Origin of the sequence: Mesorhizobium sp. M0778 (assembly GCF_040320105.1) — a bacterium.
Lineage (GTDB): Bacteria > Pseudomonadota > Alphaproteobacteria > Rhizobiales > Rhizobiaceae > Mesorhizobium.
On record NZ_JAMYPA010000022.1, the window covers coordinates 45,029 to 60,032 of the forward strand.

Annotated in this window: 7 protein-coding genes and 10 pseudogenes; 8 read left to right on the plus strand and 9 right to left on the minus strand. The window is 59.2% G+C overall.

The window, feature by feature from the left end; all coding sequences use genetic code 11:
• Positions 1-173: 173 nt before the first annotated feature.
• Positions 174-1,229 (minus strand): D-alanine--D-alanine ligase family protein, encoded by a 1,056-nt coding sequence (locus NKI22_RS25125; protein WP_352959043.1) that lies wholly within the window; start codon positions 1,227-1,229, stop codon positions 174-176.
• Between the two features lie 443 nt (positions 1,230-1,672).
• Between NKI22_RS25125 and NKI22_RS25130 the strand changes: the two genes are divergently transcribed.
• From NKI22_RS25130 to NKI22_RS25145, 4 genes and pseudogenes are all read left to right on the plus strand, one after another.
• Complete coding sequence (locus NKI22_RS25130) at positions 1,673-2,077, plus strand: GDP-mannose 4,6-dehydratase (protein WP_352959045.1); 405 nt, start codon at positions 1,673-1,675, stop codon at positions 2,075-2,077.
• A gap of 305 nt (positions 2,078-2,382) precedes the next feature.
• Positions 2,383-2,448 (plus strand): annotated as a pseudogene (locus NKI22_RS25135) (helix-turn-helix domain-containing protein); the annotation flags it as partial.
• A 295-nt stretch (positions 2,449-2,743) separates the two neighbouring features.
• Complete coding sequence (locus tag NKI22_RS25140) at positions 2,744-3,265, plus strand: IS3 family transposase (RefSeq protein WP_352959047.1); 522 nt, start codon at positions 2,744-2,746, stop codon at positions 3,263-3,265.
• 375 nt (positions 3,266-3,640) lie between these two features.
• A pseudogene (locus tag NKI22_RS25145) lies at positions 3,641-3,912 on the plus strand (IS21 family transposase); the annotation flags it as partial.
• 178 nt (positions 3,913-4,090) lie between these two features.
• On the opposite strand, the pseudogene NKI22_RS25150 reads toward NKI22_RS25145, so the two are convergent.
• Together NKI22_RS25150 and NKI22_RS25155 are read right to left on the minus strand one after the other, a co-directional pair.
• A pseudogene (locus NKI22_RS25150) lies at positions 4,091-4,378 on the minus strand (transposase); the annotation flags it as partial.
• A 225-nt stretch (positions 4,379-4,603) separates the two neighbouring features.
• Positions 4,604-5,491 (minus strand): annotated as a pseudogene (locus NKI22_RS25155) (IS110 family transposase).
• 199 nt (positions 5,492-5,690) lie between these two features.
• On the opposite strand from NKI22_RS25155, the pseudogene NKI22_RS25160 reads away from it, so the two are divergent.
• Positions 5,691-6,689 (plus strand): annotated as a pseudogene (locus NKI22_RS25160) (IS110 family RNA-guided transposase).
• On the opposite strand, the pseudogene NKI22_RS25165 reads toward NKI22_RS25160, so the two are convergent.
• Positions 6,682-6,920: pseudogene (locus NKI22_RS25165) on the minus strand (IS630 family transposase); the annotation flags it as partial. The pseudogenes NKI22_RS25160 and NKI22_RS25165 overlap by 8 nt on opposite strands.
• A gap of 113 nt (positions 6,921-7,033) precedes the next feature.
• Here NKI22_RS25165 and NKI22_RS25170 point away from each other — a divergent pair.
• Both NKI22_RS25170 and NKI22_RS25175 read left to right on the plus strand, forming a co-directional pair.
• Positions 7,034-8,037 (plus strand): annotated as a pseudogene (locus tag NKI22_RS25170) (IS110 family RNA-guided transposase).
• Between the two features lie 585 nt (positions 8,038-8,622).
• On the plus strand, positions 8,623-9,855 hold the full coding sequence (locus NKI22_RS25175; protein ID WP_352959049.1) for an ATP-grasp domain-containing protein: 1,233 nt from the start codon (positions 8,623-8,625) through the stop codon (positions 9,853-9,855).
• A gap of 456 nt (positions 9,856-10,311) precedes the next feature.
• Here NKI22_RS25175 and NKI22_RS25180 read toward each other — a convergent pair.
• A pseudogene (locus tag NKI22_RS25180) lies at positions 10,312-10,923 on the minus strand (transposase); the annotation flags it as partial.
• A 10-nt stretch (positions 10,924-10,933) separates the two neighbouring features.
• Here NKI22_RS25180 and NKI22_RS25185 point away from each other — a divergent pair.
• Positions 10,934-11,181: pseudogene (locus tag NKI22_RS25185) on the plus strand (ATP-binding protein); the annotation flags it as partial.
• A gap of 158 nt (positions 11,182-11,339) precedes the next feature.
• Here the strand turns inward: NKI22_RS25185 and NKI22_RS25190 are convergent.
• The 4 genes and pseudogenes from NKI22_RS25190 to NKI22_RS25205 form a co-directional block, all read right to left on the minus strand.
• Positions 11,340-11,432, minus strand: a pseudogene (locus NKI22_RS25190) (hypothetical protein); the annotation flags it as partial.
• 130 nt (positions 11,433-11,562) lie between these two features.
• On the minus strand, positions 11,563-12,936 hold the full coding sequence (locus NKI22_RS25195) for a CapA family protein (protein ID WP_352959051.1): 1,374 nt from the start codon (positions 12,934-12,936) through the stop codon (positions 11,563-11,565).
• Positions 12,937-12,959: 23 nt separating this feature from the next.
• Entirely contained in the window at positions 12,960-14,000 is a 1,041-nt protein-coding gene (locus NKI22_RS25200; protein WP_352959053.1) for an ABC transporter ATP-binding protein, read from the minus strand.
• Positions 13,997-15,004 carry an ABC transporter ATP-binding protein gene (locus NKI22_RS25205; RefSeq protein WP_352959055.1) on the minus strand — a complete coding sequence of 336 codons (1,008 nt, stop codon included), beginning with the start codon at positions 15,002-15,004 and terminating at the stop codon, positions 13,997-13,999. The genes NKI22_RS25200 and NKI22_RS25205 overlap by 4 nt, the downstream gene beginning before the upstream one ends.

The window sequence follows — 15,004 nt, forward strand, 5'->3', positions numbered from 1 at the left end:
GAAACCCGGCGGTCCAACAGGTCTTACGCAACCACTACTTCCAGTCACTCGGTCTTCCCCGTCTCTATGTCTCGACCCAAGCTTAATCCGATCGAACCGCCGTGGTACGGACCCGTATGCCCGGTGGTTTGGGAGGAGCGGCGTCGCGAGGCGTCCTCCTATCCCGATCAATCCTACGAGTCCACACCACCTAAGGCACCTTGATAGGGCTTCGGCTCAATGCATGTTTCGGCCTTCCGGGAGGCCGTTCCGAAATAACGCGTGTGGGCGACATCGAGGATGCGATTGACCAAGTTCGAGAAGCTGTATCCGGCGGTCGTCGCGGCCAGGACATAAGTGCTAAGCATACCAAGCGTCGGCATGGAGTTGATCTCCAGGACAAAGGGCTGGCCAGAGTGGTCGATCCGGAGATCGACACGGGCGTAGTCCCGGCACTGGCAGGCACGGAAGGTCGCAACCGAAATATCCCGCAGCACCGTCGCAAGCTTACTCCCGATTTGCGCCGGGCAAATCCTCTGCAGCCCCGCGACCGCCATGTCCTTCGCTTCCAAAGTCATAAGGCGCGTTTCGCGGTCGCCGAAGTCCATCTCCACCAGAGGCAACACCTCGAGCTTTCCATTTCCCAGCAGCGCAACCCAGATTTCCCGCCCCTCGATGTATTCTTCCACGAGCGCATCCTGCGCATACTGCGTGACGATCAGTTCGACGGCCTGCTTCAACTGAGCGGGCTCGCGTACGAGCTGCAATCCGAAGCTGTTGGACTCGTGACGCGGCTTCACTACCACTGGGAATCGCAGGTCGCCAGTACTCTCGGTGCCGCGGCGCATTACGCGAAAGTTCGGGGTCGGCACGCCGCCATCGCGGATTAGCCTCTTGGCGATGATCTTGTCGAGCGCAAGCCCATGCCCGAGCGGGCTCGATCCGGTATATGGGACGCCGGCCATCTCAAGCATGGCTGGAACGTGGGTGAGACGGCTCTCGCCCTGAATTCCGTAGGCCATGTTGAAGACGATCCCTGAGGGACGGGCTTGCGGATCGGGTGGCACGAATCGCTCGAGCGTAGCGAGTAGTTCTTTATCGCCTTCGCACAACAGCGCCTCGTGGCCGCCTCCTTGCAATGCCGCCACCACGCTTTCGACCGTCTCGCGGTCGTAGTGCTCCGGACAAGACTGACCGAACCGGTTGATCACGCCCGTATCACCATGGTTCCACACGACCGCTACCCGCATGAGCTACTACCTGAATGTTTGGCCATTATCACGTTCGTACTATCACGTTCGTACGCTCGGATTTGGTTGATCGAGGGGACGTGAAATTGTTTCTAAAATTTTCGGGCAAGCGCCGATACTACGGCATCTGGTAGTTGACGCATCTCCTCATCGCAAACGAAAGCGCCTGCCAATCAATAAAATCAAAAACTTAGTGTCAACGGCGGCTCATGGGTGTGATAGCGCTTTTGCATTGTTTGCCGAACTGTTGTATACATGATGCACGGCTTGAGCGGCGGGCCTCACTGATCGGGAATAGCCAGCGCATCGACTGCCTCTAGTAAGGCCCGCAGAAGGACCATCCCACATAGTCCTCCATTGCGGTGACATGACGGACGCGACAAGTCTATCTCCTGCAGGACACGCAGCCCGACGAAATCTACAATCTCGTTGCGCAAAGCCACGTGGAAGGCTCTTTCGAGACCCCCGAATATATGGCCAACGCCGCTCGGCACGCTGCGGCTGCTGGAAGCGATCCGCATTCTTCGCCTCGAGGACAACACACAATCTACCAGGCCGGCACATCCGAACTCTTCGGTTTGGTCCAGAATGTCCCGCAGAGGGAAATGACTCCGTTTTATCCACACTCGCCGTATGCGATGGCGAAGCTCAACGCCTGCTGGATCACGGTAAACTACCGTGATGCAGACGGGCTCTACGCCAGCAACGGCATTCTGTTCAACCATGAAGGACTGACGCGAAACTTTCATCACTCACAGAGTGACCAGTGTGCAGTAACTGCGATTATGGCCGGCAAGCAGGCGCCGGCGGTGATCCGTCGTGATGGGAGGCGAGGGTTTGCGGATTGAGGTCGGCGGGTTGGTTTTGGGACGTCGGCGCCCCATTGTTTATGTCGCGAGTTGCGGGATGCGACTGAGGACGATGCGAAGGATGCGCTGGTCCGGGCAGGATGTCCGCAGGTGCAGGCGGATTTGGGTGCGCGCTTCGCAAAAAGCTGGACAGCGTTCCGCTAATTCCCGGACAGCGTTGGAGTGCACCCCCAGGCTGAGACAAGGAAAATCGCGGACAGTTTCCCCGCAGGGAGAGGAAACTGGGGCATGGCCGGACGGCAAAGAGTATTGATGATGACCAAAAGCTGGAGCTTTTCCGGCGCATGGAGGCGGGCGAAACCGTCACCAAGTTGGCAGATGAGGTCGGTATCAGTCGCCAACGACTTTACGAGTGGCGTGATCATCTCAGGCTTCATGGTAATCTGAAGTCACGTCGGCGCGGCCGGCCGGCCAGGACAGCAGGAGTTCACGGGGCCGCACAGCTGCAGAGTGCAGTCGACGTGCCGGCACCTCAGGAAAAGGCACTGAGCAAGGCCAGGCGCCGGATCAGGGAACTGGAGCAGAAGGTCGGGCAGCAGCAGCTCGATCTCGATTTTTTTCGCAAAGCTTGCGGCACTTCGAGGAAGATCAGCGTCGGAGCAGCGCTCCTGGCGAAACGGCATCTTCAAAGTCATCGAAAAGATGATGACCGGCCTGTCGCAAGGCGAATTCAACATCGACAGAATGTGCTGGCTCGCTGGTGTCAGCCGGGCGAGCTATTACCGTCACTGGCTGGATTCGGCCCCTCGTCGGGCCGAGACGGGTTTGCGCGATCTCATTCAGAAGCTGGCTCTCGGCAACACACGCTACGGCTACCGCCGGATTGGAGCCCTGCTTCGGCGCGAGGAATGGCAAGTCAAATGCGTTCTGCGGATCATGCGTGAAGACAATCTGTTGTGCCTGCGCGCTAGCCCCTTTGTTCCTGTGACGACCAACTCCAGGCATGGTTGGCAAGTCGTGCCGAACCTCGCGAGGGGAATGATCCTCAATGGCGTAAACCAGCTATGGGTTGCCGATATCACCTTCCTACATCTGGCTGAGGAGTTTGCCTTCCTTGCCGTTGTGCTTGACGCGTTCAGCCGCAAGGTTGTCGGATGGATACGCATCTTAGAGCAAGCCTTGCCATCGAAGCTCTCGAGATGGCCATCGCTGATCGCTACCCAGTAGCCTCATCCATCATTCCGACCGCGGAGTTCAAGGCGGATTCAAGCAGTCGTCACAACACCGATTTTGTTCACTGACGCCAGCAACTCGGCCGCGGCTCTCAATGCCCGACCAAGAAAACCCTGGGCTGGAAAACCCCGGCAGAGGCGCTTGACGCCGACGAGATCGCCGCCGTGGACGCAGCTCTTCGGGGTGATCATGGTGCGCGTAATCGCATCACGAACCGCTTCAGCCCCCACCCGCATCGATCTTGAGCCGATGGTGCTGAGCCATTTCGGCTCCCTGATCCCAAGTCAGCGAACGACGGTCCAAGTCTACTTCTGCGATGCTGCGTCAGTACTTCCCGAAAAGGCACCGACCTGAGCGTCCACAGCGTAGCCCGGACACATGGGGCTGTCGAATTTTTACCCATGCGCCGGGGGCTCAAGGTCACGATCGTCTGGCGTGACCTTCGATTACCTGCTCTATCACTTCCGACTTGCATACAGTGGATTCGAGCATGCCGAGATTGTCGAAGGCGGCGAGAGTTTTGCCGCGCTGACAAGTGCTTTGCAAAACGCCTTTTGGTCTCTCGGCGGCGTGCCGCGCGATCACCGCACGGACAGTCGGCTGCATCCCGCAATCTCAATGCCGATATCGCGCAGGATATCGTCATGGGATCCTTCGACCACGCCGTTCTCGTGGGCGACTTGCGTTATTTCAACGGTTTGAACCACATCCGCCAACCCACGTTGAATTTTTCAGGCTGCATCAAACATTCCAGCTCTCGACCTGCTCCGCACGACGGTACCAGCGAGGAATTCTTCGTTTACCGATCGGAACAGCCGGCCGGTTGGCTGTGGTTCTGGTGCAGGAGGTGCGGTCGATGGCAAGGTCCGTCTTCCACGACTTGTGTGGTTCTCGGCTACCCCGCGCTGGCAGTAGAGGCCCTCATAGAGCGCTTGGCCTTTCCACCGGCAAGATTGGTGACGATTGAGGGGTGTTGGCATCTCGAACACCGACCTCGCCGCGCATGATGATGCGCTCGACTCAGCTCCAATTGGCGGCGCCGTCAAAGAACTCCTTGGCGTAGCACCAGTCGACCGGCGGACTATAATAATGAGGGAGTTGTCTAATCGCGCTGGGACGTCAAGCATGTAATTGCGTCGAGACGACGCTGCCGGGTGCATGGTTGTCTTCGCGGTCGACATCAGTCGCCGCATGATGGAGCTCCGCGGGACGAGCCTTCAATGTGGATGACGCACTTTGCTGAGACAGCGGTGCAACCCCATCAGTGGAATGGCTCGGCTTACGTCCCGGCAGGGACGCATCAGGCGTTCAGATTCTGAACGCCATCCGGATTTACGTTGTGGCTCCTGCATTCGGATTAAAGAGCTCGCCGGTTTTAAGCATCGTATGCATTATCACCTCCAGTTTGCGCGCCGCAGCTACGGCAGCTCTTTTGAAGCCGATCCTCTCCCGGAGCTGGAGACCCCATGTCCGCAGGGCGCTCTCGGTTGAGCTACGCGTCAGAATAACCGACTTATATGGCCGTCATAATCGACTTCTCCGGATTGGTAGCGGCGCGTCGTTAGGCCTATTCAGGCGCCAAAATGCGGCAGGCCTGGCTTTGACGTGCATCTGCGACGAGCTGGCGCCCAAGCTCGGCGGCATGGATGCGAATGCCGCGCCAGGCCTCCAACATCGGCAGCACGATGAGAGCAAGTTCCTCGTGATCGATAAGAAGGCGCCGAACGTTCTTCTCGAACGTGGTTCCCTTACCTGCAGGAACGAGCAGCCCGAACGTTTTCATGATTCCACGAATGGTTGGAAAGTTCGGTGGTGATCCGGACCAGCCGGGTGCGTGCCGCCACGAGCGTGCGGGGCAGCATGCTGTCAAATCCTTTCACCCCGCACCTCACGGAAGAATCCCACCTCTGCAAGATGCGCCAAACCGTCGGCGTCGTTCGCGTCGGTCTTATTCGGCGCCATATCGAGCGCAGCTTTGGCATGGCGAGCATCGATGCAGATCGCTGGCACCCTTTCCGCGCGTAGCGCGTGATAGAACCAGACGGAAAGGGGTCCAATCTCAAACACCACGCGTTTGGCGGCCGGCGCCCGCTTACGGATAAGCTCGGCAATGATCTTTGGATCAGAGGCGCACTTCCCGCGCCAGACGCGCTTGCCTTCACGTCGGATCGACACCGCTGTCTCTTTCATCGACACGTCGAGACCGATATATTCTTCCATGGCTGTTCTCCATCAGATGCTTGGGCCCGGCGTCAGGTCGTGAGCCCGTATTTCCATCTTATCGGGGAACAGCCACCTTCCAAGGATATGAGTTTCAGGGCGACTCGCTCCCGCGACTACCTCATGTGGATGGCTCCTGCTCCCGGCGTCGCATTGCGCCCTAGTCGGGAAGCCATCATCCCGCCTAGAGGAGCCATCCATGTCAGCGCTTGCCACAGTCGGTATCGACCTCGCAAAGAGTGTCTTCCAGGTCCATGGTGTAGATGAGAGCGGTTGGGTTCTTGTCCGCCGCCAACTTCGCCGCAGTCAGTTGCTCGCGTTTTTCCAGCGCCCGCGGTGCCTGATCGGCATGGAGGCCGGCGCGGGTTCACAGGACTGGGGCGCAAGCTTCAGGAGATGGGGCATGATGTCCGACTGATGCCGCCATCTTATGTGAAGCCTTACGTGAAGCGCGGGAAGACGGATGCCGCCACGATCTGCGAAGCGGGTGACACGTCCCTCCATGCGGTTTGTTGCTATCAAGAGCGAGGCCTCTCATCGGTTCTGGTTCTTCACCGCACACGGGACTTTCTGGTTCGCCAGCGCACGCAGATCGGCAACGCGATCCGAGCCCACATGACGGAGTTCGGTGTCATAACGGCGAAAGGCGCGCAGAATGTCGATCGCTTGCGAGAACAACTGGATCGGTTGCCGCAAGCGGCCCCGGATGCCCGTGAGCTTGCTCTTCGAACAGCTGGCCGAGACGAACGAGCGGATCGAATGGCTGACCGAAGTGATCAAAGAGACCCACGAGCAAAATGAGGCAAGCCAGCGTCTGGCTACGATCCCGGGCGTCGGCATGCTTTCGGCGACGATCATCGCGGCGACGACACCTGATGTAAGCAATTTCGACTGCGCGAGGGACTATGCAGCCTGGCTCGGCCTTACACCCAAACCGCACTCCACCGGCGGCAAGCAGAAGGTCGGCCGAATATCGAAGATGGGTAATCGATATATCCACCGGTTGTTCTATCTGGGCGCCATGGCACAGATCATGCTCAGATGTAGACTCAAGCGCGAGCCGGGGTCGGACTGGCTATCGAGCATGCTGATCCGGAAGAAGACGAAAGTCGTCGCCATCGCCTTGGCGCATCGCATGGCAGGAACAATCTTCGCCGTCCTCAGGGACGGATCGCGTTACGAGCCGCAGGTAGCGTAAAATCCGCGGCCCGGCAGCGCACCAGCAGCCACTCCCGATGCTCACCGGCAATCTTCCTCGGCCTGTGCCCACCCATCTTGCTGGGCGCAAGACTGTTCGTTTCGCGCAACCGGCTCACCCATCTGATGACGGTGCTGATACCAACCCCATAGCGCGCCGAGGCTACAGCCCATCCCGCTCAACCGACGCAACAACCCGTTCGCGAAGAACCATCGAGTAAGGCTTGCCCATCCATGCTGACCTCGTTGCCCAGCCAGCATCTTGATGATGTGGACGCCCCCGCACCGCCCGGCCGCAGCTATGATGCGGGCCGATCACTTGAAGCGATAAAAGGAGCATTCACGATGAAGATCACGACCGTTGGATTGGATCTGGCCAAAAGCGTGCTCCAGGCTCATGGCATTGACGAGACAGGTGCCACGGCATTGTTGAAGCAGCTTCACCGAAAGCAGATGATACCCTTCTTCTCGAGACTCCCACCCTGTTTGATCGGAGTGGAGGCATGCGGAACGGCGCATTACTGGGCTCGCATCCTCGCCGCCATGGGACACGAGGTTCGCCTCATTCCACCGTCTTACGTGAAGGCCTATGTCAAGCGCGGCGAGAGTGATGCGCTCGATGCCGAAGCGATCTGCGAAGCTGTGCAGCGCCCGACGATGCGTTTCGTACCGGTGAAGACGATCGAGCAGCAGAGCATTCTCATGACCCATCGCGCCCGATCATTGCTCGTGCGCCAACGCACCATGATCGCCAATGCCTTGCGCGCGCATTTGGCCGAACTCGGTCTCGTCGCAAATCCCGGCATCGCTAATCTGGCCAAGCTAGCCGAACAGGCGCTGTCCGACGAAAACGCTTTACCGGCTCATGCCCGTACTTCTCTGGGGATTCTTGTTCGCCAGATCATGGCGCTCAACAAGAGATCGCAGAACTGGATCGGCAGCTCATGGCCTGGCATGCCGAGAGCGAGACCAGTCGCCGGCTCGCCGGAATCCCTGGCCTCGGCGTGATCACGGCCACGGCTCTTGCCGCCACCGTCACAGATCCCGATCAGTTGCGCTCGGGCCGCCAGTTCGCGGCCTGGCTCGGTCGGTGCCTAAACAACGATCCAGTGGAGGGCGACCTCGCCTGTTCGGTATCAGCAAACGCGGCGATCGCTATCTGCGCACATTGATGATCCATGGCGCTCGCGCTGCGCTCGGCAAAGCAGCCGGCACTCGGTAAGCTACGGCAAAGGCGGCATCCCAATGTCGCGGCTGTCGCGCTCGCCAACAAGAATGCGAGGATCGTGTGGGCCATGCTCTCGGGCGGGACACTGTGCGAGTCCGCCCCATCGGTGAAAGCAGCTTAAGGCGAAGCAGCAAACGAAGGAATAACAGAAGGAGGTCTCACCCCGGCAATTGCAGCAAAATGGTAGGAGAGGGTGAAACGGTCATTCCGTCGCGAACCTGGTGTGTGGACCGGCTTGGCTTCGGGCAATGTCTGGGGTCGATGAGGTGGAAGCGCGCGAAAATCCGTCGGGGCTCGCGGCGACGACGTTGTGCAGCCGCATCAGGAGGCCGGATATACGTCAGCAGTTGTGACCAACGATCCTGATCCAGTCGACCTGTTGCAATCGGGTGGGGTCCATATACATCCACACACGGCTGTTGGGCCGGATCGCCGCCGCAAGGTGCGGGCGGATTACTGCCCTGCTTGGACCCGGCGTCCTCTGAGCATCGCAACCCTGCGGAATTCATCGACACGCGCCGGACCGCACAGCCAGTAATCAAAACGCTGTAGCAGATCCTTCATACAAATTGACAGAAACTTTGCGATCACACACCGCCAATAATAGTACCTTAAGTCCAAAGTCTGAGGTCAGGCAAAAGCTAAAAGCAGATGCCGGTTTAGGCTTGGACCGCCACATAACGCACAACCTCGGAGTTTCCAGCCAATGGCAAGAAGAGCATTTATCCTGATTGAAGGCCATCCAAGGGGTAACGGTCTGCTATACGTCCAAGCGTCCAAGCGTCTTGGCCTTATTCCAATTACCCTTTCGGCTGATCCAGCTCAGTACGACTATGTTGCCGCGGAAAGAAGTGAGGCAATCCGTGTCGATACAGACGATCTCGATGCTCTGATCCGCGAATGTTGCCAGATAGGCGCGACCTATGACATCGCTGGCATTACTGGCTTTGTGGGCGATGACGAGTCAGCCTATGTGATAGTTGGCAAGCTCTGCCGGCATTTCGATCTACCGGGACCGGACCCCGCATCCATCGAACGATGCTGTGACAAATTCGTTCAACGGCAGCTCCTCGAGGAGGGAGGCGTTCCAATGCCTGCTTATCGCTTGGCCGCGAATGCGGCGGACGTGGAAAGCTCTGCTGCGGAGATCGGCCTGCCGGTAATTGTTAAGCCAGCCGTAGGCGGCGGCAGCATGGGTGTCCGATTGTGCCGCAATGTCGATGAGTTAGCCGAACATACCTCCTATCTGTTGGGTGGGAAGCACGTATGGCGATCTTCGCCGAGGATACTGGTCGAAGAATTTGCACAAGGCCCATACTATTGCGCTGAAATAATGAGCAATGAGGTCGTTGGGATATACGCCGGTGACTTCGGACCCCCGCCGCATTTCGTCTTTCGTGAATCCATCTTTCCGGCCCAGCTGACTGATGAGGAACATAAGCGTATCTCCGATGTTTCTCTAAGCTGTTTGCAAACTCTCGGCCTTGGTTGGGGACCAACCTGCATTGAATTCCGGTGGACGAAGCGTGGCCCAGTCGTTATTGAAGTTAATCCGCGTCTTGGTGGCGCGCCCGGTCCTCGCATGGTTCAACTGGCTTACGGTATCGATCTCGTCGCCGAGCACATTAAGCTTGCCATTGGCGAAGAATGGGATTTACGCAAAAAGCATTCGCACATTGCGGCTGCGCGGCTCCTGGTCCCTGATCGCGATGGCACCCTCGATTGGATTGATGGTCGTAGTCAGGCGGTGTCAGGTGTCGCCGAGATCAAGTTGTATGTTGAACCCAAGACGCCGATCATCAGGAAAGGCGATTATCGAGACTACATCGGACACGTCGTTGTCGCTTCACCCAGCGTTGCTCAGACCGAAGCCATCCTTCAGCGTGCCATCGATTCGCTCGATTGGTCGATCACACCATTTTCGACGCTTGGCGAATAGGAACGAGCTGCGACTCCTCGCCCTCTCCACACCAGCGCAGGTCAAGTACGAGGTGATATGAATCATCCGAACTCTTGCCGTTGAGAGCGTGCATGAGAGAGAGGCGCGGGTCGACGAGGATGCTTATCTTCGTTTCTGGGAACGTCTACGCTCGGAAGACAATAAGGCACGCCAATTTGTCTGCGAACGACAATCGTTTTCTGGCCGATCTGTGTATAGCGCACCACCGGCCGGCACCAATCGAGTAAACAAAGGCTGCCGCGATTCGTAGGCGAGTCGTTTAGCCGCCTTGATGCACGGCGATGAGCTTTCAGCGACCTGAAGCGGCGATCTGGTTCCCTTTGCGGTGCGTTGTCCCAAGTCTCATCAGGCCCGGCGGTGATCCGTCTTGATAGAAGGCGAGGGTTTGCGGGTTGCGGTCGGCGGGTTGGTTTCGGGGCGTCGGCGCCCCATTGTTTATGTCGCGAGTTGCGGGATGCGACTGAGGACGATGCGCAGGATGCGCTGGGCCGGGCAGGATGTCGGCAGGGGCAGGCGGGTTTTCATCTCGACCACGCGCGCCGTGATCTTGATGAGGCGCAGTCGCAGCGTGTCGAATTGGGCGACGGCAAAGCTCGAGCGTCTCGGCATAGCGGCCCGCAAGCCCCACATCAACCAGTACGCGCCGGCATGCAGGAAGGGCTGGAACTGGTTGGCCGTCGCTTTTGTGCAGGACGTTCGGTCGGCGGCGAGATGCGTCTTCCACGACTTGATCTGGTTCTCGGCTGCTTCACGCCGGCAGTAAAGGTCCGCGTAGAGCGCCTTGGCCTTGCCACCGGCAAGGTTGGTGACGATTAAGCGGGTGTCAGTACCTTGGGCACCGACCTCGACGCGGGCGATGATGCGCTCCACACAGCTCCAGCTGGCGGCGCCATCAAAGAACTCCTTGAAGCGGCGGACCTTGCCCGTCTTCGCCGACGCTTCGAAGCGCGCTGTCGTGCTGGTCTCCATATCCGCGACATGCTTGCGCAAGGTCGTGGTGGGCGCCAAGCCGAGGATGAAGTCGATCTCGTTGGCGCGGCACCAGTCTGCAGACGCTCGCGTGCTACAGGCGCAGGGCGCAAACTAACCCTCCCCCCCCCCCGAGACCTTCTCCTTGATCCTGCAGGACGAACTGGATCGTCGCCAATCCCGCCATATCGAGCCGCGATATCAGCAATCCGGGCTCGATGAAAAACTGAGGCTCGCCGAGTTCGATTGGTCCTTTGATCCCAAATTGCCCCGCCAAACTGCTTCCAGCTCCACACCCTGGCGTTCATTGCCGCCGGCGAGAACGCGCTGCTCATGGCCTTGCGGCGCAGGTCTTGATTGTCGCGATCGCTGGCGGATGGGTCCCCGGCCGGCGATCCATAGCGTCCGGCGCAGTCGCGCATTGCCGAACTTGCAAAGGCCAGGATGTTTACCCTTCCACAGGTTCTGCGCTTCAGCCAGCCAGCCAACAGCCGTCGTGCGACAATGGGCCCTTCCAGTTCGTTGCCATGATTTGCGCCGGTGATAAGAAGGCGCGGTACCTCCCCGCCAGCGCGTTGACGATCCATCCCTCGCCGCTGACGAGAGAGCTGCTACTCTCTCCCAGCGGTTCGTTCTCGCCTCTTTGGCAAATAATGTCATAGATAAGCGCGTCGCAGCTTTCTGAGATAAGGCTTCTGAGTCGCGCCCTGAATGACGTCATAGTGACGAGCCGGGTTTCAGCCTTATGACGCCAGTGTGGTTTTCGATGGCAATTTCGGTCCCGAACGGCTCGGAGAGCTTCTGAAGACGCTCAAGAATGGCTTTCGCTTGTGGCCCTTTTGCCAGCTGCGGGATACCCCGATTGGCAAACCTCTTGGAGTAGCCAAGCTCGATCGGATAAAGCCGCAATTCAGCAAGTTGGTTCTGCTCAAATCGGCTTACGGTGATGATGCTCTCATAGAAGACCGGGTCTGTAAATCCACTTGCCATCTCAGCGACGGTCACCTCGGCATCGGTGTCGACCTGTGGGTCCTTGCCATATTCGGCAAACATGTCAGCGCCTACGGGAGACCGAAGCTCGTCCATCATGAAATTCCCAACGCTATAAAAGATGGGTCGGCCCTTATAGATCTCTATGCCTCGCAACTGATGCGGTCCATGTACGACGTATGCATCGGCCCCGGCATCAATCATCTCATGCGCAAAGGATTGTTCGTAGTCAGGCGGCTGCTGGCTCCAGTTCCCGGGCTCGTGACCGTGGTTCGTGACGATGCAGAAGTCGGCGAACTGCTTGCCCCGGCGAACGTTACGTAGGATGTCGGCGACATCGTGCGGGTTGGGTTCGTAGCTATAGCCGGCCTTGTCGCCCGCCTTGAACGTCGCTCCGGCGACCACCACTCGGGCTGAGTCACCAGCATGGCCGGACTCGTAACCGGGCAGCGCATCGCGCACTTGCCTTAGGTTTTTGAGCATCTCTGGCGGGACCACGATGCTTTCCGCCAAACGAAGGGGGTTGAGCCCGGGTCTGCCGGGCGCCTCGCCGGCGGGCCCGCACGCACGAGACATCGGCGTGAACGTTGAGGTAAAGGACAACAGTGCCACGCGACCACGCGTAGTCTCCAAGAAGCGGGCGGCGCTGGCTTGTGCAAGATTTTCACCAACACCTGCATGGACGATACCGCTCTCATCCAATATGCGGCTCGTCTCGCGCATGCCTTCAACGCCCCAATCAAGCGTATGGTTATTTGCGCGGCTCATTAGATTGAACCCCATCGCCTTCAAATCAGGTCCCAGCTCCGGTATGCTGACGTGATATGCACCACCGTACTCCGCCTCCGGACTTCCCTTGAACGATCGAATATCGAAGATCAGGGTTTCCATGTTGCCGAACGTGGCATCGGCATCACAAAGGATCTTAACGACGTCGCCGAAGCCGAGATGTTCGTATCTGGTCAGCGGTCGCGATATGATGAGGTCGCCGACTGCGACCATCGTGAAGCCGTCTGCAACGTTGGTTTCGATCGAGCCGACCATATCGTAGCCATCAGCCCACCGGGCTGGTTGGGAAACGTCGTGTGAATTTTCTTCCATTGCTACCTCTGTAGGTTGACTGCTTACAAACCCGCCGAAACTGTCGTGACCGAGACATTCGCCGCTACGGCCTTTGGCGCCGGGATGCCTGTAGCCGGAGCGCGCACATGACATGCCACGGCGCGCCCATCTGGCATCAACACCAGGGGCGGCACGTCGACGCGGCAACGCTCGAGTGCGAGCGGGCAGCGCGGATGGAACGCGCACCCTCTCGGCGGATTGATAGGACTTGGCACCTCGCCCTCGACGGGCGCCTCCAGCCGAACGCGCGTCGGATCCGGTACCGGAGCCGCCGCGATCAGCGCCTCGGTGTAGGGATGAACCGGCTTGGCGAAGAGAGCCTCGCTCGGGGCGAGCTCCACGATCCGCCCCAGGTACATGACGGCTACGCGATGCGCGATATGCTCCACGACGCCGAGGTCATGCGAGATGAAGACGAAGGCGATGCCCATCTGCTGCTGGAGATCCAGAAGCAGATTCAAGATTTGCGCCTGCACTGAGACGTCAAGGGCTGACACAGCTTCGTCGGCGATGATGAGCGAGGGGTTGAGCGACAGGGCACGTGCAATGCCGAGTCGCTGGCGCTGACCGCCCGACAATTCGGACGGGAGCCTGTGCATCATTTCTGGCGACATTCCGACTTTTCGGAGAAGGTCCGCGGCGAGGGCCTGACGCTGCTTCCGGTTGAGCCGCTCAAAATTCTCGACGGGTTCGGTGATAATTTGCCCGGCCGTGAGGCGGGGATTTAGCGACGAGTAAGGATCCTGAAAGACCATCTGCATCCGACGGCGCCACGCGTGAAGCGCGTCCTTCTTGAGGCCCGCAATGTCGGTTCCGTCGATCAGCACGCGGCCAGCCGTTGGCGCCACGAGCCGCATCAAGAGCCGCGCCACAGTCGACTTGCCGCAGCCGGATTCGCCGACGATGCAAAGCGTCTCGCCTGCCTCTACGGAAAAGGATACATCCTCCACCGCGCGGATGACCGGAATGCTCTTTTTGAAGATTCCTGAGCCAAGCGGATAATGCTTGGTCAGATTCTCGACTTTCAGTAGAGGACCGTTCATGCGCCCATCACCTCTTCAGCGCGCCAGCAAGCTGCGGCGTGGCTCGATCCGACATCACGCAGGATGGGTGTCTTGTCGCGGCAAATGTCGATCGCGAACGGGCAGCGTGGAGCAAAGCTGCATCCGACGATGGGCTCGCGCAGGTTTGGCACGATCCCGGGAATTTCTGGAAGGCGGCGCTGTCGGCCGCGCCGCGGATCCGGCACCGACCGCATAAGGCCTTGGGTGTAGGGGTGCGCGGGACGCGCAAACAAATCTATTACGTTCGCTTGTTCTACGATCCGGCCAGCATACATCACGATCACGCGTTGGCATGTCTCGGCGACAACGCCCAGATCATGCGTGATGAACATCACGGCCGTTCCAGTGCGCTCTTTCAGGTCGACGATGAGCCGCAGGATCTGCGCCTGGATTGTGACATCGAGCGCCGTCGTCGGCTCGTCGGCAATCAACAGTTCCGGTGAGCAGGCCAGGGCCATGGCGATCATGGCGCGCTGGCGCATCCCGCCCGACAGTTCATGCGGATAGTTGTTGACGCGACGCTCGGGGTCCGCGATGCGGACGAGACGGAGCATCTCTTCGGCCATTTCCATCGCAACCGAGCGGGACGCTTTCGTATGGATCTGCACCGCCTCGGCGATCTGGTGGCCGACCGTATAGACCGGGTTCAAGCTCGTCATCGGCTCCTGGAAGATCATGGCGATCTTGTCGCCGCGGATATGTCGCATCTCCCGATCGGACAGCTCAAGCAGGTCGCGCCCCTGAAAGCGCACCTCGCCGCCGACCGTCCTGGCGGACAGCTTCGGCAGCAGGCGAAGGATGGAGAGAGCGGTGACGCTCTTTCCGCACCCGGATTCGCCGACGACGCCGAGCGTCTCGCCATTCTTGACCTGGAAGCTAATGCCGCCCAAGGCGCGGGTGACGCTTTCCTCGCCGTAAAAGTGCGTCTCAAGGTCGCGAACGTCGAGAAGCACATCATCCTCTGCAGATTCTCGCACCAGCAT

What these genes read in the sequence shown, in the direction of transcription:
- NKI22_RS25125 (WP_352959043.1), bottom strand. Translation starts at nt 1,229, where the DNA reads ATGCGGGTAGCGGTCGTGTGGAACCATGGTGATACGGGCGTGATCAAC.
- NKI22_RS25140 (WP_352959047.1), top strand. Translation starts at nt 2,744, where the DNA reads ATGACCGGCCTGTCGCAAGGCGAATTCAACATCGACAGAATGTGCTGG.
- NKI22_RS25175 (WP_352959049.1), top strand. Translation starts at nt 8,623, where the DNA reads ATGGCAAGAAGAGCATTTATCCTGATTGAAGGCCATCCAAGGGGTAAC.
- NKI22_RS25195 (WP_352959051.1), bottom strand. Translation starts at nt 12,936, where the DNA reads ATGGAAGAAAATTCACACGACGTTTCCCAACCAGCCCGGTGGGCTGAT.
- NKI22_RS25200 (WP_352959053.1), bottom strand. Translation starts at nt 14,000, where the DNA reads ATGAACGGTCCTCTACTGAAAGTCGAGAATCTGACCAAGCATTATCCG.
- NKI22_RS25205 (WP_352959055.1), bottom strand. Translation starts at nt 15,004, where the DNA reads ATGCTGGTGCGAGAATCTGCAGAGGATGATGTGCTTCTCGACGTTCGC.